The following is a 19,120-nucleotide window of genomic DNA, read 5'->3' as shown; positions in this document are numbered from 1 at the left end:
TCAGTTCATCAGCACGGAGCTGCAGACGGATATCCATCGCCGACTGCCAGCCGGGGCCGAAGGTGCCGACCGGCGCCGGCGTCCCGGTGCGGTAGCTGCTGTAACTGCGGGTGAGCACAAACGGCAGCGGCGCGGGCAGGGCAACATCGGTTTCGGCGGGAAGGACTTTGGCCCCGAGTACCGGGTTGACGGGGTTACCCACCGCCACCCCTCCGGGGCAGACCGAGCAGGCCACACCGGTGGGCGCGCCAATCATGACACCCAACGAGCCCTGAATAACCGGGCCGCCGATTAACGTGGCGTCACCCTGACGCGCAGCAGGCATTCCTGGCATGGTGAAATCCTTTTCATTGTGGCTGGGTTATTGATTTTTTGTCTGTGATCCAGACCATTCATAAATAAAACAAATGCAATAAAATCAATATGATAATTAAATCTAGAATAAATGAGGATTGATATCAGTGATAAGTATCACAAACGAAAACTGGCGGATTAGGAAGTGTTAAATAGGACTGTGATTGAGGAAAGAGAGCTGGAAAGAGTAAACCCCAGAAACGAAAAAACCCGCCGAAGCGGGTTTTTGAATTTTTAGCTTTGCTAACGCTAACCTTACAGGCTAGTTACGTTACCAGCAGCTGGGCCTTTAGCACCACTTTCGATGGTGAAAGACACTTTCTGGCCTTCGTCCAGAGACTTGTAGCCATCGTTCTGGATAGCAGAGAAGTGTACGAACACGTCTTTTGAGCCATCGTCAGGAGTGATGAAGCCGAAGCCTTTGTCAGAGTTGAACCATTTTACCAGACCAGTCATTTTGTTAGACATAGATATTACCTTTTAAATTAAGTTTGCCTTCCGGCGCAATTGGAATGTTTTACAGATTTTTTAAAGCGATAAAGGAAGGTAGCTCACTTCGAAGGGTATCTATGATAACTCTTGGAGGACTGCGTTACTAAACTGCTTAGGTCTGTGCTTCAAACCGATGAGTGCATTAACTCATATATACGACATCAATGACAAGGTTTATTTTAGCCGTCCACAGGGCTGGAGCTCAGGCCATCTCTGGGATTCCCCGCCTTACGACGGGGAACATCACCATTACTGCATAGCGCTTTGTGCAGTCGAATACGCCTGCATAAATGCCTGATGCTGTGACGCCAGCGGAGCAATCAGCGAGTTGTACTGGCTTGCCTGCTGTGAGGTTGGGAACTGAATACCGCCTGCGGTAAAACCAACCTGAGTCCCCTGCTGCTGGATGAAATCACCCACTTGTACCAGTTGCGCAGTGAATGTTTGCGCCGCAGGGATCAGTGGAGCCATCGCCGCTGCTGGAGCAGTCACCACTTTCTGATACACCTGCTCGTAAACAGGTTTCAGATCGTCAGCTTGTTTCAGAGTAGAGCGCGCGCTGTCTGCCTGCATTTTGGCGTTCTGCACTTGCTGGCCTAATACGTTAAGCGAACCGTTCGCCTGGCGCAGTGGCCCGCTCTGAGTCATATAATCTTGCGGTACACGAATGCTGTTTACGCTATCAGCGACGGGCTTCATGCCATCGTCCATAACCTGATTCATCTGTTGGGAGAAGCCATACAGAATCGCGTAGTCAGAAACCAGCGGACCAAATTGCTTTTTCTGATCGGCAGTCAGCGTCGGTAAACGTTCACCGCTGCGCATCGCCGTATTTTGTAAGAAATCGATAAACGCCTTACGCTGATCGCCTTCTTTATCAAAGCAACCACTCAAGCTCACTACCATTAAAATTGCCGCAAGCGGCGCAAACCAGCGTGACCAGGACTTACCTGTCGCCATCTTTTCTACTCCTTTCATCATTCAGTGCCATAGCAAAAATGCGTACCCAATAATGCTGCTAAGGATAGTCCAACCTGACTTCGCAAGATACCCTTTGATATGAATCTCTTTAAGCCAAATTTGCGCTGCAATGGTGCACTTTTATACGGCAACCTGCACCTTACTGGCGCAATGCAACCTTGCAGTGCACAGCCCCGAACATCTGTTAATTAACTGTTATTAAAAGACAAACATCAGGCCATTCAGATCTGGCATCCATTTTGCTCTTATCAAGTTGCAGGGGTGATAAGCGGGCAACCGATGTCGCCACACAATTTGGAAATGGATCACTAGGGTTCCGGTCGAAAGACGCTGGTCCGAGAGTGATCGACCGCCCTCTGGCGGTTACACGGCGGGACAAAAGCCCGGGAGGATAAGCGACCATTGCGCGCCGCCCTCCTGCACCTTTTTCCGCAACCGTCAGAGGAATCGCCATGCTTAAAGCTTGCCACCGTGGAATCTTGTTTGCTGCACTCGCGCTGTTTAGCGTCAGCGCCTTCGCGGCAAAACCCACCTTCAAACTCTGCTGGTCTATTTATGCAGGCTGGATGCCCTGGGATTACGCCCAACAAAATGGCATCGTCAAAAAATGGGCAGACAAATACGGAATCGATATTAAGTTTGTCCAGGTCAACGACTACATCGAATCCGTCAACCAATACACCGCTGGGGGTTTTGACGGTTGCACCATGACGAACATGGATGCGCTGACCATTCCCGCGGCCGGTGGTGTCGACAGCACGGCACTGATCATCGGCGACTACTCCAACGGTAACGACGGCATTCTTTCGAAATCTGCAAAATCCGTGGCGGAGTTAAAAGGCCAGCCGATTAACCTGGTTGAACTCTCCGTTTCCCACTATCTGCTGGCGCGTGCGCTGGAAAAATCCGGCCTGAGCGAACGCGATGTCAAAGTCGTAAACACAGCCGATGCCGACCTGGTTGCCGCGTTCACCACCCCTGATGTGAAATCTATCGTGACCTGGAACCCGCTGCTGGCGGAGGCTCAGAAACAGCCAGGCGCCACCCCTCTGTTCACCTCCGCGCAAATCCCTGGGGAAATTCTCGATCTGTTGGTGGTGAATACCGCCACGCTGAAAGCGCATCCAGAACTGGGCAAAGCGTTGACCGGCGCATGGTTTGAAACCCTGAAAGTGATGCAGGGTGAATCGGAAACCGCCAAAACGGCACGCACTCAAATGGGCGAGGCCGCCGGCACCGATTTAGCCGGTTTTGACGCTCAGCTCGCTGCAACTCATCTCTTCAGCGACCCGAAACTGGCACTCGATTTCACCGACAGCCCCCAGCTGAAAGCCACCATGCAGATGGTCGCTGAATTCTCCTTCAAGCACGGTTTGTTAGGTGAGGCCGCTCCCGCCGCCGACGTCGTAGGTATCACCACGCCTGCCGGAAACTGGGGTGACACCAACAACACCAAACTGCGCTTTAGCGATGAATTCATTCAACTGGCCGTCAGCAACCAGCTGTAAAACCGGAGGTGCCCGATGCGCAAAATCATTAACTACCAACCCCAGCCAATGACCCGAGTGCTGATGGGCGCCTTGCCGTTAATTGCGGTGATCTTCTTTTATCTGGTGGCCTCGGATGCCCGTCTGGCGGCAAACAGTTACGACAAACTGCTGCCAGGGTTTGATGCGATGTGGACGGCGATAGACCGTATGGCGTTCACCCCCAGCCCCCGTACTGGGGAATATCTGCTGTGGACGGACACCGCCGCCAGCCTGCTGCGCTTACTGGTCGGTGTGGGATTAAGTGCGTTACTGGCGCTGATTTTTGGCCTGTTTTGCGGGGCGTTACCGGTGGTGCGTTCGGTGCTTTCGCCGCTGATTACACTTATCGCGCTGATCCCGCCGCTGGCCATTTTACCGATCTTATTTATCAGTTTTGGACTGGGTGAAGTTTCGAAGGTGGTGCTGATCGTCATTGGCATCACGCCGTTTATCGTGCGCGATTTACAGCTCCAGGTAATGGCCATTCCACAAGAACAACTGGTGAAAGCGCAGACGCTCGGCGGCCATAGCGCACAAATCCTGTGGCGCGTGATTTTGCCGCAATTGCTGCCTCGCCTGATTGACGCGGTGCGCTTGTCACTGTGCTCCGCCTGGTTATTCCTGATTGCCGCGGAAGCGATAGCGGCAACCGAAGGCCTCGGCTATCGCATTTTCCTGATGCGCCGCTACATGGCGATGGACGTCATCCTGCCTTACGTGGCGTGGATAACGCTGCTCGCTTTCACCGTCGACTTGCTGCTGCGCGTGATTAACCGCCGCTGCTTCCCGTGGTACTACGCAAAATAAGGAGGCGCTATGGCGTTGCTCGAACTCAAAAACATCGAAAAGCATTATGGCGATCTGGTGGTGCTCGAAAGACTCAACGTTAGCGTCGAGGAGGGTGAATTTGTCTCGATTGTTGGCGCATCAGGCTGCGGGAAAACCACATTTCTGAAGATGTTGCTCGGCACGGAAACGGCGACGAAAGGCGATTTTTTACTAGATGGAAAACCGATTTCACAGGAACCCGACGCCCAGCGTGGCGTGGTCTTCCAGCGTTACTCTGTGTTCCCTCACCTGACGGTGATTGGCAACGTGATGCTGGCCGAGGAGTTCAGTACCGCCCGTTGGCTTGGGCGTGTATGGGGCAAGAAACGCCAGGAAATTCGTGAGCGCGCCCGCGCCATGCTCGACCAGGTGGGTTTATTGCCCGCGCAGAACAAATATCCGCACCAGCTTTCCGGCGGGATGCAGCAGCGCCTGGCGTTGGCTCAGGCATTAATGAAACAGCCGCGCATTCTGCTGCTCGACGAACCTTTTGGCGCACTCGACCCGGGTATTCGTAACGAAATGCACCTGCTAATAAGCGACCTGTGGGAGCGCCATCGCCTGACCATTTTCATGATCACACACGATCTGAAAGAGGGATTCACCCTGGGCTCACGGCTTTGGGTATTCGACAAAATTCGCCACGACCCGCAAGCGCCGGACCGCTGGGGTGCGAGCATTACCTACGACATCCCGCTCGATAAAAAACCGGCCAACCCGATGCATGCCGAACCTGAACGTAAAGTTGCCTGAAATAAGGAGCCAATATGACTTATCAAACTGAATTGCCCGCAGGCAGTCACTGGTCGCTGATTATGCGTCGTGGCACAGCGATAACGCTGACCGACATCAACGGTGGCGTCAACGCCGCCGCCCTCTTCTATAACCCGGAAAACCTGCTGGAACGCTACAACGCGCCTGACACGCTCAAATGCCAGCACACCTTCCGCTTAACCGCCGGACACTGTCTTTATTCTGATATGGGTCGCATTTTCTGCGGCATCGAAAAAGACAGCTTCGGCTGGCATGAAACAGTCTGTGGCAGCAGTAACGCCACCCAGGTCGCTGAACAATTTGGCGCAGTGGATTATCAGCAAGCCCGCAATGAACGTCATCAAAACGGTTACGACAGTTTCCTTATCGAGCTGGCGAAATATGGTCTTGGGAAACGTGATATGGCGGCTAACGTTAACTTTTTCGCCAAAGTCACTGCCAGCGACGAAGGCGATTTACAGCTGGAACAGCAAGGCCAGGCGGGGACGTCAGTCACGCTGCGCTTTGCGATGGACACGCTGGTTATTCTGCATACCTGTCCACACCCGCTGAACACTGCGCAGAAATATCCTCGCCAGTCACTCGGTATTCAGCTTGATGCCCATCGCCAGGCGCTGCCGGAAATCTGCCTGCAACGTGAAGAAAACTGCCGCGGTCTGCATAACAACGAACTCTATATCCTGACTGAAGGAGCCTGCGGATGCTGACTGAAAGCTCACGCCACCCACAAAATGCCCGCCTTCTTACCACGGTCAATGCCGGGGATTACTGGCTGTACCGTCTGGAAGAAGGCCAGACCTTACGCATCACCGACCTGGAAGGCAATCAGGCGGCAGATACGCTGTTTTATAACGCTGACGATACTGCCGAGCGTTATAGCGTGACGGACACTTTACGTGGCCAGCGCAACGTCTTTCTCACCACCGGCAGCGTTTTACGCTCAAACGAAGACCGCCCGATGCTGGAAATTATTGCGGACACGTGCGGGCGGCACGACACGCTCGGCGGCGCGTGTGCTACAGAGAGTAATACCGTGCGCTATTCGCTGGAAAAACGGCACATGCACGCCTGCCGCGACAGCTGGTTGCTCGCCGTGGCGCAACATCCTGAATATGGCCTTACGCGCCGCGATATCACTCATAACATCAATTTCTTTATGAACGTCCCCGTCACCAAAGACGGCGGCCTGAATTTTGCTGATGGCATCTCAGCGCCAGGGAAATACGTCGAACTGGTGGCGAAAATGAACGTTCTGGTGATGATCTCCAACTGCCCGCAGCTCAATAACCCTTGCAACGGTTACAACCCCACGCCGATTGAAGTCGCCATCTGGTAATCCTTTAGCGCTGCGGGACGGCCCGCACTCCAGCGCCCGAATTGACAGCAGGACGACCTGCGAGCCTGAGAACCGGTTATGTTTAAACGAGTTTTGATTGCCAACCGTGGCGCGATTGCTGTGCGCATTATCCGTACCCTGAAGCAAATGGGCATTACTGCCATTGCGGTTTACGCCGAAGCCGATAAACACTCCCAGCATGTGCGTCAGGCAGATTTCGCCTATTCATTAGGTGACGGCAACGTTCGCGAAACCTATCTGAATCAGGACAAGTTGTTTGCCATCATCAGGGAAAGTGGCGCCGAAGCGATACATCCGGGATACGGATTCCTGAGTGAAAACGCCAGCTTCGTCGAACGCTGCGACGTGGAAAACGTGGTTTTCCTCGGCCCGACGGTTGAGCAAATGGCCGCTTTCGGACTAAAGCATCGCGCCCGAGAACTGGCTGAACTGAATAATGTGCCGCTGCTTTCGGGTAGCGGTTTACTCACCTCCCTTGCCGTCGCATTAACCGAAGCAGAACGCATTGGTTATCCGGTGATGCTTAAAAGCACGGCGGGCGGCGGTGGGATTGGCATGCAGCGCTGTGATGATGCGGCGGCATTGAACGATGCCTTTAGCCGTGTAAAACGCCTCGCAGGCAACAACTTCTCCGACGATGGCGTCTTTTTAGAGAAATTTATCGCCCGTGCGCGTCATATCGAAGTTCAGGTTTTTGGCGACGGTGCAGGTAAAGTCATTGCCCTTGGCGAGCGGGATTGTTCCGCGCAGCGCCGTAACCAGAAAGTCATCGAAGAAACCCCTGCCCCACGTTTATCTGACACAACCCGTGCGGCACTGCATCGCACGGCGGTTGAGCTTTGCCAGGCCGTGAATTACCGCAGCGCCGGAACAGTGGAATACGTTTACGACGATGTGAGCGAGCAATTCTGGTTCCTTGAAGTGAATACGCGTTTGCAGGTGGAACATGGCGTCACTGAAATGGTTTACGGCGTTGATATTGTGCGCTGGATGGTGGCGCTCGGGGCCAGTGATTTGCCTGCGTTAGAAACATTGCGCACTTCACCCCATGGCCACGCCATTCAGGTTCGTGTGTATGCAGAAGACCCGGCGAAAAACTTCCAGCCCGTCGCCGGATTGCTCAGTGAAGTAGAATTTCCAGAGGCGGTGGATGGCGCCACGCTACGCATCGATCACTGGCTGGCAACTGGCTGCGATGTCTCGCCGTTTTACGACCCGATGCTGGCAAAAGTGATTGTGCATGCCGACACCCGCCAGCAAGCCCTGGCGTCGCTTGCAGAAACTTTGCAGCAAACATCGCTGTATGGCATAGAAACCAACTTAAACTGGCTGCGATATTTACTCACCTTGCCTGAAGTGCAGGAAGGGCGAGTGATCACCGCAACACTCGGTGGCATCAGCTGGCAGCCCGCCACGCTTGATGTGTTAACAGGTGGCACGATGACCACCATTCAGGATGCGCCAGGCCGTAGCGGCTACTGGCACGTTGGCGTACCGCCTTCGGGTCCGTTTGATAGCCGTGCCTTCACGCTTGGCAACCAGCTTTTGGGTAATGACGAACAGGCTGCGGGGCTGGAAATCACTTTGCGCGGCCCGACATTGCGCTTTAACCAGCCGTGCGCATTTGTCCTGACAGGCGCAGAGATCGCCGCAAAGCTGGATGACGAAACAGTGGCAACAGGCGTGGTCATTAACGCCAGTGCCGGGCAAACATTAGTGCTGAGTGACATTATCGTCGCGGGTTGCCGCAGCTATTTGCTCCTCGCAGGCGGGCTTGATTGCCCACACTATCTCGGCAGTCGCAGTACTTTCACACTGGGTAAATTTGGTGGGCATGCGGGGCGGGCGCTGCGTGCCGGAGACGTGTTGCATCTTGCCGCACCTCAGCACCGTGACGTCGCACCACTTGTGGCAAACGACTATCCGGTGTTGAGCAATATCTGGCAGTTGCGCGTGGTTTACGGGCCACACGGCGCTCCGGAGTTTTTCACCGAGCTTGATATTCAGGCGTTTTTCGCCGCTCGCTGGCAGGTACATTACAACTCGAGTCGTACCGGTATTCGTCTGATTGGCCCGAAACCGACCTGGGCGCGGAGCGACGGCGGCGAGGCGGGAATGCATCCGTCGAATATTCATGACAACGCCTACGCATTTGGCACCGTGGATTTCACAGGCGATATGCCGGTTATCCTCGGCCCGGACGGCCCGTCGCTCGGGGGGTTTGTCTGCCCGGCAACGGTGATTAGCGATGACCTGTGGAAACTGGGGCAACTCAAAGCCGGAGATACAATTGAGTTTGTACCGGTGAGTTTGAGTGAAGCGGACGGACAAGAAGAGCAACGCGGCATAACTTCCCCCATCCTCTACCACGATCCCGCCAATAACGGCATGCCGTCTGTCACCATCCGCGCGGCGGGTGATCGCTTTTTGCTGGTCGAGTACGGCGAGCAAATGCTGGATATCGCGTTACGTTTTCGCGTTCACGCCTTAATGCAGTGGCTTGAATCTCATCCGCAACAGGGGCGTCTGGAACTGACGCCGGGGATCCGCTCACTGCAAATCCACTTTGATAATCGTCTTTGCCCACGCCAACAACTGCTGGAAGCCGTGGTGGCGGCTGACCAGGCTCTGGGCGATTTGCACAATGCCAAAGTGCCGTCGCGTACCGTCTGGCTGCCGCTTAGCTGGGATGATGCCGCCTGCCGTGAAGCGATTACGCGTTACACCCAGTCTGTGCGCCCAGGTGCGCCATGGTGCCCGAGCAACATTGAATTTATTCGCCGTATCAATGGGCTTACGTCCGTTGAGCAGGTCAAAAACATCGTCTTTGACGCCCGTTATTTAGTCATGGGATTGGGCGATGTTTATCTCGGTGCACCCGTCGCCACACCGCTTGACCCACGCCATCGTCTGGTGACGACCAAATACAACCCGGCCCGAACCTGGACTGCAGAAAATTCCGTGGGTATTGGCGGCGCGTATATGTGTGTCTACGGCATGGAAGGGCCTGGCGGCTATCAGTTTGTCGGGCGCACATTGCAAATGTGGAACCGCGATCGCCAGACAGAGGTGTTCACAAAACCCTGGCTGCTGCGCTTCTTCGACCAGATCCGCTTCTACGAAGTCAGTGCCGGGGAGTTGCTGGCAATTCGTGAAAGCTTCCCGTGGGGGGATTATCCGCTGCGTATTGAAGAAGGAGAATTCAGCCTGAGTGCTTATCAACAGATGCTTGAGCAGGAGGCGGAAACTATCGACACCTTCCAGCAATCGCGCCAGCAAGCGTTTGATGAGGAGCTGGCGCGCTGGCGCGCTGACGGGCAATTTACCTTTGATAGCAGCCTTGATGAAGCCCATGAAAACGAAGAGTTTATTCCTGATTCCTGCTGTGGCGTTGAAAGCCAGGTCGCAGGCAGCGTATGGCAATGGCTAGTGGAGCCAGGCGAAGAAGTGAAAGCCGGGCAAACCATCGGCATTCTGGAGTCCATGAAGATGGAAATTCCCATTACTTCACCCGTTGATGGCGTTATTCGCACCTTCCAGCGCCAGCAAGGGCATCAGGTGCAAGCAGGCCAATTGCTGATGGTGATAGAAACGGCGGCTTAATTGGCAGTAGTTGCTTAATCAGAGGGTGTTATCAGGAATGTTGCGGGTAGCGCGTGGCTACTCGCACTCCCTTCATGTTAATTGATTGTTAACCAACTCACAATTACGCACTGCGACGAGTTTAATTTAACTGTTTAATATTTATAATCTTTTTATGAAAGAGTCCTATACCTCACTCATATCTGTACGATAATCGCACACAAACACCTGCCAGATGATTGCCCTGCAGCCTGCTGAATGGTTTGATTTAACGAACGATTAACGAATGTTTGTTCGATAATCGAACATCCAGAATCACTCCGACAAACTTCGCCCGACCCTACAATCTGGCTATGGTTTGCTCCATTTGCAGGACTTGCCTTATGACAAAGACAACAACAACTGATATTCAGGCATTTATAAACAATAATCGGTTTTCCAGATACCAGTGGATGATCCTCGTGCTGTGTTTTATCACGGTGGCGCTGGATGGATTTGATACTGCGATTATTGGATTTATCGCCTCCGACCTGGTGCAGGAATGGGGTGTACAGAAATCTGACCTCGGCCCGGTAATGAGTGCCGCGCTGGTTGGTCTGGCGGTAGGTGCATTAACCGCCGGGCCGATGGCTGACCGTATCGGACGTAAAAAAGTGCTGGTGCTGTCCATTCTGGTATTCGGCGGTTTTAGCTTACTGACCGCCTTTGCCACCAGCCTGACTTCCCTCGCCTTGCTGCGCTTCCTGACTGGCCTGGGTCTGGGTGCCGCCATGCCAAATGCGGCAACGTTAATGTCCGAATACGCACCTGAGCGTAAACGTGCGTTACTGGTGAACCTGATGTTTGTCGGCTTCCCCATTGGCTCGTCGATGGGCGGATTTGTCTCTGCATGGATGATCCCGCATTACGGCTGGCAAAGTGTGCTGGTGCTGGGCGGCGTGATGCCCTTGATTCTTTCGGTGGTGCTAATGATTTGGCTGCCGGAATCGGCGCGTTATCTGGTCGTTAAAAACAAGCCGCAGAAAGACATCGCCACTATTTTGCGTCGAATCGCGCCATTGCCATCAGGGGAAAACCTGCGCTTTGTGCTTAACGAAGTGGGCGGTCACATCAAAGATAAAACCGCGCTTGGCGTGATTTTCTCACCGCGTTATCTGGTCGGAACGCTAATGCTGTGCCTGACCTATTTCATGGGCCTGCTGATTTTCTATCTCCTGACCAGCTGGCTGCCGCTGTTGATTCGTGAAACCGGAGCAACACTAAGCCAGGCATCGATTATCACGGCGCTGTTCCCGTTGGGTGGAGGCATTGGCGTGCTGATTATTGGCGCGCTGATGGATAAGCTGAACCCGAACAAAGTGGTCGCGGTCGGTTATCTGCTGACAGGGCTGTTCGTGTGCCTCGTGGGCTTCTCCACGTCAAGCCTGGTGCTGATGGGTGTGATGGTATTTATCGCCGGGACAATCATGAATGGCGCACAATCCTCGATGCCCGCACTTGCCGCAGGATTCTATCCAACGCAAGGCCGTGCAACTGGTGTGGCCTGGATGCTGGGGCTTGGGCGTTTCGGTGGGATCCTGGGGGCGTTCAGTGGCGCATTCCTGATGCAGGCCGAACTGTCGTTCAAAACCATCTTCATGCTGCTGGCGATCCCGGCGGTACTGTCAGCCACCGCGCTGATGGTGAAATCCTGGGCTGGCCTGCGTACGCCTGCTGAAAATCGCCCTGAAAATCATGAACTGGATAAAGTTACGCAAAAAGCATGATTGAAAATTTTTCAACCACGGCGGGCTTGTCCCGCCGTTTTGCATAAATGAGATAACCATTTACAAATTTATACTCACACCCCGACTCCATAGCCTTTTCAATTCCTTATACCGCTTAGGTTTTTTGCTGAAACGCATAAGCCAATTTTTGTATAAAAATAGTTAGCCTGAAAAGCATCGTCCCGCTTTTTTTCGAACTACTCTTAATGAGCTTCTTACGTGTTCACTATCCATTGTGTGATTTATGAGGAGTACTCGATGGAATATAAAGATCCAATGTATGAGCTTTTAAGCAACCTTGAGCAAATTGTTTTTAAAGATAAACAACAAACGATGGCTCTAAATGATAAGCCCAATGCATTTTCTGAATTTGAACAGTTGAGAAAAAGTACCGGCTTAAAGATTGATGATTTTGCCCGCGCAATGGGCGTAAGTGTTTCAATGGTACATGAGTGGGAATCAAAACGACTCAGACCCTCTAATACCGAGCTGAAGTTGATGCGTTTAATGCAGGCGAATCCGACGATCAGTAAGCAATTGATGGAATGATTTTGTATCCTGATGCCTTAATCCAAACCCCGCCAATGCGGGGTTTCTTGTTTCTTGAAACCACGAAACAGCATCAAACGCAGCGGCAATATCCCGAAACCAGACCTGTATCACTCCCCTAACGGCAAATTTAATCCATAACTTAGAGAGGGTTATTTACGAGAAAACAAAAGGAGGTTGTATGTCTAAGAATATCCTGGTTCCTATCGATATTTCTGAGATAGAGCTGACGCAACAAGTCATTCCTCACGTTGAAGCGTACGCAAGACAAGACGATGCCACGATCCACTTCCTGGCAGTTATCCCCGACTATACCTACTTCGCCTCTTACGGCCTGGGCTACGCATCGATTTCGCCTGATACGATTGCAAGGGAAGCGGCGGCTAAAGAAACACTACGCGACATTGTCGCTAAGTTCAGCCTGCCCGAGGACAGAATAGAAATGCACGTGCTGAGCGGTACGCCGAAAGATCATATCCTCCAGTTGGCCGACGATATTAACGCGGATGTGATTATTCTGGCTTCTCACCGGCCAAGCATGTCGACCTATCTTCTGGGTTCAAACGCTGCGGCGGTGGTGCGTCATGCCAAATGTTCGGTGTTAGTGGTTCGCTGATTCGTAGCCATAAAAAAACCCGCCGCGGCGGGTTTTTAATATCGACTGAACGATTACTGCAGCAGAGAAATATCTGCAACCTGCAAGAACAGCTCGCGTAGCTTGGAAAGCAGCGTCAGACGGTTAATACGCAGTTCTTTATCTTCTGCGTTTACCATCACTTTGTCGAAGAACTCATCGACCGGCTCACGCAGGTTAGCCAGTACTTCCAGAGCTTCCTGGTAGCGGCCTTCTGCGAAGAACGGTTCGAGTTTATCGCGCATCACAACCAGGTTGGTTGCCAGACGGATCTCTTCAGCTTCTTTCAGAACGGAAGCATGAACGTGGTCGTTCAGCTGCTCGTCAGACTTCGCCAGAATGTTAGACACACGCTTGTTGGCGGCAGCCAGGACGGCGGACGCTTCCAGAGTACGGAAGTGAGACACCGCTTTCATGCGCGCATCGAAATCTGCTGGTTTGGTTGGACGACGTGCCAGAACAGCCTGGATGGTATCCACGCTGTGGCCTTCTTCCTGATACCAGGCGCGGAAACGGCCCAGCATAAAGTCGATAACTTCGTCGACAACCTTCGCGTTGGTCAGCTTGCTGCCGTACAGGCGCACGGCCTCTTCGGTCAGAGTTTGCAGATCCAGCGGCAGGTTTTTCTCAACGATGATGCGCAGTACGCCAAGGGCAGCACGACGCAGAGCAAACGGGTCTTTGTCGCCTTTCGGATGCTGACCGATACCGAAGATGCCCGCGAGGGTATCCATCTTATCGGCAATCGCTACCGCACAAGCCACCAGGTTAGATGGCAACTCGTCGCCTGCGAAACGTGGCTGATATTGCTCGTTGAGCGCAACAGCAACGTCTTCGGCTTCGCCGTCATGACGCGCATAGTGCATGCCCATCACGCCCTGGGTGTCGGTAAATTCGAACACCATGTTGGTCATCAGGTCGCATTTGGACAGTAAGCCCGCACGCGTTGCATGATTCACATCAGCGCCAATTTGACCCGCAATCCAGCCTGAAAGCGCTTCGATACGGTTGGTTTTGTCGCGCAGCGTACCGAGCTGTTGTTGGAACAGTACGGTTTCCAGACGTGGCAGGTTATCTTCCAGACGCTTTTTACGGTCAGAATTGAAGAAGAACTCTGCATCCGCCAGACGTGGACGCACAACTTTCTCGTTACCGGAGATGATCTGCACTGGGTCTTTCGACTCAATGTTGGCAACGAAGATGAAGTTTGGCATCAATTTGCCGTCGTTGGCGTAAACCGGGAAGTACTTCTGGTCACCTTTCATGGTGTGAACCAGCGCTTCTGCAGGCACAGCCAGGAATTTCTCTTCGAATTTCGCCGTCAGAACAACGGGCCATTCCACCAGAGAAGTCACTTCTTCCAGCAGGCTTTCGCTCAGATCAGCGTTACCGCCGATTTTGCGTGCCGCTTCTTCAGCGCCCGCTTTGATAACCGCTTTACGCTGCTCGTAGTCGGCAATAACTTTGCCGCGCGTGAACAGAATTTCAGGGTACTGATCGGCGTTATCGATAGTGAATTCCGGCTCGCCCATAAAGCGGTGGCCACGAATGACGCGATCGGACGCGATGCCCAGAATGGTTGCTGGAATGACTTCGTCGCCTAGCAGCAGGGTCACCGTGTGAACCGGGCGCACGAATTGGGTGTTGTTATCACCCCAACGCATCAGTTTTGGAATAGGCAGTTTGGTCAGCGCCGTTGCGATCATGGCAGGCAGCAGCACTTGCGCGCTTTCGCCTTTCACGTGCGCACGGTACAGCAACCATTCGCCTTTGTCGGTCGCCAGACGTTCAGCTTCAGCCACCGTGATACCACAACCGCGAGCCCAGCCTTCAGCGGCTTTGCTTGGATTGCCTTCTGCATCAAATGCCGCAGAAATTGCCGGGCCACGTTTTTCAACTTCACGGTCTGGTTGAGACTCAGCCAGATTTGAAATTTTCAGCGCCAGACGGCGTGGAGCTGCAAACCATTTTACTTCGCCGTGAGCGAGATTCGCTGCATCCAGCTCCGCTGTAACGTTCGCAGCAAAGGATTCCGCCAGGCTGCGCAAGGCTTTTGGTGGCAGCTCTTCAGTGCCGATCTCCACCAGAAAAGTTTTTTCAGACATGGCAGCCTCTTATTTGTTCTTATTGCACATCGGGAAGCCAAGCGCTTCACGAGAAGCGTAATAGGCTTCGGCCACGGCTTTGGTCAGAGTACGAATACGCAGAATGTAGCGCTGACGTTCAGTAACCGAGATGGCCTTACGGGCATCAAGCAGGTTAAAGCTGTGCGCAGCTTTCAGAATGCGTTCGTAAGCAGGCAGCGGCAGTGGGTTTTCCAGCGCCAGCAGATGCTGCGCTTCTTTCTCATACTGCTCGAAGCAGGAGAACAGGAAGTCCACATCAGCGTGTTCGAAGTTGTAAGTCGATTGCTCAACTTCGTTCTGGTGGAACACGTCGCCGTAGGTGGTTTTACCCAGCGGGCCGTCGCTCCAGACCAGATCGTAAACGCTGTCTACGCCCTGGATGTACATCGCCAGACGCTCTAAACCGTAAGTGATTTCACCGGTAACAGGCTTACATTCCAGGCCGCCAACTTGCTGGAAGTAAGTGAACTGAGTCACTTCCATGCCGTTGAGCCACACTTCCCAGCCCAGACCCCAGGCACCCAGCGTTGGGTTTTCCCAGTTGTCTTCTACGAAGCGAATATCATGAATAGTTGGGTCCATACCCAGCTCTTTAAGCGACCCAAGGTACAACTCCTGAATGTTCTCTGGAGAAGGCTTGATCACCACCTGGAACTGATAGTAGTGCTGTAAGCGGTTCGGGTTTTCACCGTAACGGCCATCGGTAGGACGGCGAGATGGCTGCACATAAGCAGTCGCCATCGGCTCTGGCCCTAAAGCCCGCAGGCAAGTCATTGGGTGAGAGGTGCCGGCGCCGACTTCCATGTCCAAAGGTTGAACAATGGTGCAGCCCTGGCGAGCCCAGTAGTCCTGTAAAGTCAGGATCAGGCCTTGAAAGGTCTTGGTATCAAACTTTTGCATGTTGATTTCGCACGCGTTCGAGAGGGTGAAAAGAGAAGCGACCAGTATATACTCAAAACCATTCGAGTTGCATCAAGACGGCAACTGAGCGAATCCCCATGAGCTTAGTAAACTAAGCAATTGGGGTGAGAGAAGGCAGCCAACGCAGGGGCAACTTGAAGGGTGAAGAGTATACCTTTTGATGGGAAGATATACAGCCTGAATCCACGTGCTGTTTGCCCTGTGTTGCGGCTTTATGTCGATGAAAGGTGCAAAAACTGACCGCTTTCGTCGAAGGAACAGGTAAATGCTTCCCGGCGTGTCGTGCTGCCGAGGATCTCATAACTTCCCTGATACTGCTTAAAATCCACCACGCTGATGCGCTGGGATTGGGTGTTGTAACGATGTGCCGCTTCCTGTTTGCAGGTTTCGACCATCGCTTCGCCCTCAATCACGGGAGGTTGCGCGGCTTGCGCATACTGTGTTTGCTGCTCCTGCGTACTACAAGCACTCAGTAACAAGGCGGCTAACGCTAGCGCCCAACGGCATTTTTTTATTTTTGGCATCATCATTCGTTAACTGTACGTTAAAATCTTTTCTGTTCATGAATAATTAACAGGTATTCCGCATTCTGCAAACCTGTAAAACGCCTGACAAGAGGGCAAATGCAAACTCGGATAATTATACGTACCAGACTTAGAGGGCCGAATGGAGCAAAAAATTAACTGGATTGATAACTTGCGCGGGATTGCGTGCCTGATGGTGGTGATGATCCACACCACAACCTGGTACATCACCAACGCGAATATTGTCACGCCATTTAGTTGGGACTTGTCCAATGTGCTGAACTCGGCTTCCCGTGTGAGCGTTCCGCTCTTTTTCATGATTTCGGGTTATCTGTTTTTCGGTGAGCGCAGCGCGCAGCAACGTCATTTTCTGCGCATCGTCACCTGCCTATTTTTTTATAGCGTGGTCGCACTCATCTACATCAAGTTGCTAACCCCTATCAATGCCGGGCTTTCACTGCGCTACATTCTGCAAAAACCGGTGTTTTATCACCTGTGGTTTTTCTTTGCGATTATGGTGATTTACCTGCTTTCACCGTTGATTCAGGTGAAGAAAGTTAATGCGATGGTGATTCTCGGGCTGATGGTGTTACTGGGCGTGGTCGCCAATCCGAATACCGTGCCGCAAACACTGGGTGGCGTTAAATGGCTGCCGATTAATTTATACATCCGCGGCGATACGTTTTATTACGTGCTTTACGGTTTGTTAGGCCGCGCCATTGGCATGCTGGAAACGGATAAACGCTGGATAAGCGGGCTGGCGGCTGGCTTGTTTGCCTTGTGTATTTTTTCGATTTCCACCGGTACGCGCCACCAATTAGAAGTGAACGGTAATTTTGCCGATACTTTTTATGTCTATTGCGGGCCGCTGGTGTTTATCGCCGCGATTAGCCTGCTGGTGCTGGTGAAAAATTGCCTGAACGGACGCCCGTTGCCGGGGCTGACCTTAATCTCGCAACACTCGCTGGGGATTTACGGGTTCCATGCACTGATCATCCACTTCTTGCGCACTCACGGATATCAAATAACCCATTATCCCGTGCTGGATATTCTGTGGATTTTCGGCGCAACGCTTGCCGGTAGTTTGCTGCTTTCAATGGGCTTGCAGCGCATTGATAGCCGAAAAATGGTGAGTTAAACCTGACGGGCGCGGGCGCGATGTAACTGGCGGGGTGACGAAAATCCCGCCGCAATCGCCGCCTGCTCCATGCGTTGCCCCTGCAATAAACGCTGTTCGGCCACCGCCAGGCGTAATTGCTCGAGATAATCCCGCACTGAAATCCCCAAATGCTGCTGAAAAAGACGCGATAAATGGCGTGAACTGACATGCACTTTGTCGGCAATTTCCTGAACATCCCACGCAGATTCAGGCGCCGCTGAAAGCAAATCCTGGGCGCGATGTACCGCTGGGTGAATGTGATTGCGATAGCGCAACCACGGTGATAATTGCGGGTCATCCCCAGAACGGCGAAACCACACCACCATTTCACGCGCCACATCCAACGCCGCTTTCGGCCCGCAGTAGCGGTTTATCAGATGCAGCGATAAATCGATGCCAGATGTGATCCCCGCGCTGGTCCAGATGCCGCGATCTTCGACAAATATACGATTTTCTTTCACCAGCGCGGTGGGTGCCGCAGCGCGTAATCTTGCCAAAACATCGTGATGCGTGGTGCAGTTTACCCCGCTCATCAACCCCGCTTTCGCCGCCAGCAGCGCACCCGAGCAGACGCACATCAGGTTGAGTTGCTGGCTATGAATTTGCGGTTGCAGACGCGTCAGCCAACGGCGAACCGCTTCGGCTTGCGGCGTGTCAAAGTAGCGGTTTGAATCGCACACGCCCGGCAGCACCAACAAACTGCCGGAAGGGAAATATTCTGGCAGCGGTTCGATACCGGAAAAATTCAGCCCAATCGAGGTGGCGACTTGTGAGTCCGGGCCGATGAAATGCAGATGAAAAGCATCGCCCGCCAGCGCCAGCGTTTCCGCTGGGCCAGTCAAATCGAGCGACAATACACCAGGCAAAACAACGAACCAGACCCCAATACTCACGATAATGACTCCAGGCACTCGGCAACGGTTTGGATTTCTGCAAAGCGCCCCGCCAGTACCGTTTCGGTGCGATGGCGCAGAGTTGCAGTATCCAGCGTAACCCCTTTCCAGCTCATCGGGAAGGTGAGCATCGCTTCACTGACAAATGTCACGCGATAACCCAAATCGGACGCTACCCGCGCGGTGGTTTCGCAGCATTGCTCGGTACGGATCCCACAAATAATCAGATGGTTAATGTCACGTTGGCGCAACCAGAGGTCGAGGCCGGTATCGGTAAACGCGTTGTGAACGTGTTTCTGGAACGTCACATCAGGCTGATGCTGCAAAAAAGGCATGGCTTTAACGTAGCCCGAAGCCAGCGAGAACGGGCCTTCATCGTCAACATGGAAGATATCGACCACTGGAATGTTCAAATCCTGGCAGCCGGAAATCAGCGGTGAAATCGCCTGCTGGAATGCGGGGATGTCGTCCTCTTGCCAGTAATCGCGATGGAAGAAGGATTGCTGCGTGTCGATATTAATCAGAGCGGAACGTGACATTTTCGGACTCCTCATCAGTGGGTAGGATCCCATTGTGACAAGGGTTTGTAAGGTTGCTAATACCAAAAACGGACAGAGTGAGGGTGAATCAGGACAAAAAAAAGCACCCGTT

General features: G+C 53.1%; 18 protein-coding genes and 1 riboswitch. Of the genes, 10 read left to right on the top strand and 8 right to left on the bottom strand.

Translation table 11 applies throughout. The features are described from left to right. The 3 genes from WBL83_RS13735 to WBL83_RS13725 all read right to left on the bottom strand — a co-directional run. The coding region (locus WBL83_RS13735) for a DUF6531 domain-containing protein (RefSeq protein ID WP_424589674.1) at positions 1 to 334 on the bottom strand (334 nt) is incomplete at its 3' end. 275 nt (positions 335 to 609) lie between these two features. Beyond that, positions 610 to 822: a transcription antiterminator/RNA stability regulator CspE gene (gene cspE / locus WBL83_RS13730; RefSeq protein WP_034499351.1), complete on the bottom strand. Its 213-nt coding sequence runs from the start codon at positions 820 to 822 to the stop codon at positions 610 to 612. 273 nt (positions 823 to 1,095) lie between these two features. After that, on the bottom strand, positions 1,096 to 1,806 hold the full coding sequence (locus WBL83_RS13725) for a DUF3053 domain-containing protein (RefSeq protein WP_424589673.1): 711 nt from the start codon (positions 1,804 to 1,806) through the stop codon (positions 1,096 to 1,098). A gap of 318 nt (positions 1,807 to 2,124) precedes the next feature. Further along, positions 2,125 to 2,219: riboswitch (guanidine-I (ykkC/yxkD leader) on the top strand. A gap of 60 nt (positions 2,220 to 2,279) precedes the next feature. On the opposite strand from WBL83_RS13725, the gene WBL83_RS13720 reads away from it, so the two are divergent. The 9 genes from WBL83_RS13720 (at position 2,280) to uspF (ending at position 12,828) form a co-directional block, all read left to right on the top strand. Continuing rightward, entirely contained in the window at positions 2,280 to 3,335 is a 1,056-nt protein-coding gene (locus tag WBL83_RS13720; RefSeq protein WP_424589672.1) for a putative urea ABC transporter substrate-binding protein, read from the top strand. A gap of 15 nt (positions 3,336 to 3,350) precedes the next feature. Continuing rightward, on the top strand, positions 3,351 to 4,163 hold the full coding sequence (locus WBL83_RS13715) for an ABC transporter permease (RefSeq protein WP_424589671.1): 813 nt from the start codon (positions 3,351 to 3,353) through the stop codon (positions 4,161 to 4,163). A 9-nt stretch (positions 4,164 to 4,172) separates the two neighbouring features. Next, complete coding sequence (locus tag WBL83_RS13710; RefSeq protein ID WP_424589670.1) at positions 4,173 to 4,937, top strand: ABC transporter ATP-binding protein; 765 nt, start codon at positions 4,173 to 4,175, stop codon at positions 4,935 to 4,937. A 14-nt stretch (positions 4,938 to 4,951) separates the two neighbouring features. Beyond that, positions 4,952 to 5,665: an urea amidolyase associated protein UAAP1 gene (locus tag WBL83_RS13705; RefSeq protein ID WP_424589669.1), complete on the top strand. Its 714-nt coding sequence runs from the start codon at positions 4,952 to 4,954 to the stop codon at positions 5,663 to 5,665. Beyond that, positions 5,659 to 6,294, top strand: coding sequence for an urea amidolyase associated protein UAAP2 (locus WBL83_RS13700; protein WP_424589668.1), 636 nt, complete (start codon positions 5,659 to 5,661; stop codon positions 6,292 to 6,294). Before WBL83_RS13705 ends, WBL83_RS13700 begins: the two co-directional genes overlap by 7 nt. 78 nt (positions 6,295 to 6,372) lie before the next feature. Then, positions 6,373 to 9,918 carry an urea carboxylase gene (uca, locus tag WBL83_RS13695; RefSeq protein WP_424589667.1) on the top strand — a complete coding sequence of 1,182 codons (3,546 nt, stop codon included), beginning with the start codon at positions 6,373 to 6,375 and terminating at the stop codon, positions 9,916 to 9,918. A gap of 362 nt (positions 9,919 to 10,280) precedes the next feature. Further along, entirely contained in the window at positions 10,281 to 11,663 is a 1,383-nt protein-coding gene (locus WBL83_RS13690; RefSeq protein ID WP_424589666.1) for an MFS transporter, read from the top strand. Positions 11,664 to 11,921: 258 nt separating this feature from the next. After that, a complete protein-coding gene (locus tag WBL83_RS13685) occupies positions 11,922 to 12,212 on the top strand; it encodes an HTH-type transcriptional regulator (RefSeq protein WP_424589665.1) in 291 nt (96 codons plus the stop codon). Positions 12,213 to 12,393: 181 nt separating this feature from the next. Beyond that, positions 12,394 to 12,828, top strand: a complete 435-nt coding sequence (gene uspF, locus WBL83_RS13680; RefSeq protein WP_424589664.1) for a universal stress protein UspF — start codon at positions 12,394 to 12,396, stop codon at positions 12,826 to 12,828. Between the two features lie 53 nt (positions 12,829 to 12,881). Here uspF and glyS read toward each other — a convergent pair whose 3' ends face one another. The 3 genes from glyS to WBL83_RS13665 form a co-directional block, all read right to left on the bottom strand. Further along, complete coding sequence (gene glyS, locus WBL83_RS13675) at positions 12,882 to 14,951, bottom strand: glycine--tRNA ligase subunit beta (protein ID WP_424589663.1); 2,070 nt, start codon at positions 14,949 to 14,951, stop codon at positions 12,882 to 12,884. Between the two features lie 9 nt (positions 14,952 to 14,960). Further along, entirely contained in the window at positions 14,961 to 15,872 is a 912-nt protein-coding gene (gene glyQ, locus WBL83_RS13670; protein ID WP_064542532.1) for a glycine--tRNA ligase subunit alpha, read from the bottom strand. A gap of 233 nt (positions 15,873 to 16,105) precedes the next feature. Next, on the bottom strand, positions 16,106 to 16,417 hold the full coding sequence (locus WBL83_RS13665) for a YsaB family lipoprotein (protein ID WP_424589662.1): 312 nt from the start codon (positions 16,415 to 16,417) through the stop codon (positions 16,106 to 16,108). 142 nt (positions 16,418 to 16,559) lie between these two features. Here WBL83_RS13665 and WBL83_RS13660 point away from each other — a divergent pair, with 142 nt between their 5' ends. Continuing rightward, positions 16,560 to 17,555, top strand: a complete 996-nt coding sequence (locus WBL83_RS13660) for an acyltransferase (RefSeq protein ID WP_424589661.1) — start codon at positions 16,560 to 16,562, stop codon at positions 17,553 to 17,555. On the opposite strand, the gene WBL83_RS13655 is transcribed toward WBL83_RS13660, so the two are convergent. Both WBL83_RS13655 and WBL83_RS13650 read right to left on the bottom strand, forming a co-directional pair. Continuing rightward, positions 17,552 to 18,469, bottom strand: a complete 918-nt coding sequence (locus WBL83_RS13655) for a GlxA family transcriptional regulator (RefSeq protein ID WP_424589660.1) — start codon at positions 18,467 to 18,469, stop codon at positions 17,552 to 17,554. The genes WBL83_RS13660 and WBL83_RS13655 overlap by 4 nt on opposite strands. Further along, on the bottom strand, positions 18,466 to 19,008 hold the full coding sequence (locus tag WBL83_RS13650; RefSeq protein ID WP_424589659.1) for an isochorismatase family protein: 543 nt from the start codon (positions 19,006 to 19,008) through the stop codon (positions 18,466 to 18,468). Before WBL83_RS13650 ends, WBL83_RS13655 begins: the two co-directional genes overlap by 4 nt. Positions 19,009 to 19,120: the final 112 nt, after the last annotated feature.

This window comes from Buttiauxella sp., from assembly GCF_049686335.1.
Lineage (GTDB): Bacteria > Pseudomonadota > Gammaproteobacteria > Enterobacterales > Enterobacteriaceae > Buttiauxella.
The sequence above is the reverse complement of the archived record's forward strand: the minus strand, read 5'-3'. Positions and strand labels throughout refer to the sequence as shown.

What these genes read in the sequence shown, in the direction of transcription:
- glyQ (WP_064542532.1), bottom strand. Translation starts at nt 15,872, where the DNA reads ATGCAAAAGTTTGATACCAAGACCTTTCAAGGCCTGATCCTGACTTTA.
- uspF (WP_424589664.1), top strand. Translation starts at nt 12,394, where the DNA reads ATGTCTAAGAATATCCTGGTTCCTATCGATATTTCTGAGATAGAGCTG.
- WBL83_RS13700 (WP_424589668.1), top strand. Translation starts at nt 5,659, where the DNA reads ATGCTGACTGAAAGCTCACGCCACCCACAAAATGCCCGCCTTCTTACC.
- WBL83_RS13650 (WP_424589659.1), bottom strand. Translation starts at nt 19,008, where the DNA reads ATGTCACGTTCCGCTCTGATTAATATCGACACGCAGCAATCCTTCTTC.
- WBL83_RS13725 (WP_424589673.1), bottom strand. Translation starts at nt 1,806, where the DNA reads ATGGCGACAGGTAAGTCCTGGTCACGCTGGTTTGCGCCGCTTGCGGCA.
- WBL83_RS13720 (WP_424589672.1), top strand. Translation starts at nt 2,280, where the DNA reads ATGCTTAAAGCTTGCCACCGTGGAATCTTGTTTGCTGCACTCGCGCTG.
- WBL83_RS13660 (WP_424589661.1), top strand. Translation starts at nt 16,560, where the DNA reads ATGGAGCAAAAAATTAACTGGATTGATAACTTGCGCGGGATTGCGTGC.
- WBL83_RS13685 (WP_424589665.1), top strand. Translation starts at nt 11,922, where the DNA reads ATGGAATATAAAGATCCAATGTATGAGCTTTTAAGCAACCTTGAGCAA.
- uca (WP_424589667.1), top strand. Translation starts at nt 6,373, where the DNA reads ATGTTTAAACGAGTTTTGATTGCCAACCGTGGCGCGATTGCTGTGCGC.
- cspE (WP_034499351.1), bottom strand. Translation starts at nt 822, where the DNA reads ATGTCTAACAAAATGACTGGTCTGGTAAAATGGTTCAACTCTGACAAA.
- glyS (WP_424589663.1), bottom strand. Translation starts at nt 14,951, where the DNA reads ATGTCTGAAAAAACTTTTCTGGTGGAGATCGGCACTGAAGAGCTGCCA.
- WBL83_RS13665 (WP_424589662.1), bottom strand. Translation starts at nt 16,417, where the DNA reads ATGCCAAAAATAAAAAAATGCCGTTGGGCGCTAGCGTTAGCCGCCTTG.
- WBL83_RS13690 (WP_424589666.1), top strand. Translation starts at nt 10,281, where the DNA reads ATGACAAAGACAACAACAACTGATATTCAGGCATTTATAAACAATAAT.
- WBL83_RS13710 (WP_424589670.1), top strand. Translation starts at nt 4,173, where the DNA reads ATGGCGTTGCTCGAACTCAAAAACATCGAAAAGCATTATGGCGATCTG.
- WBL83_RS13715 (WP_424589671.1), top strand. Translation starts at nt 3,351, where the DNA reads ATGCGCAAAATCATTAACTACCAACCCCAGCCAATGACCCGAGTGCTG.
- WBL83_RS13705 (WP_424589669.1), top strand. Translation starts at nt 4,952, where the DNA reads ATGACTTATCAAACTGAATTGCCCGCAGGCAGTCACTGGTCGCTGATT.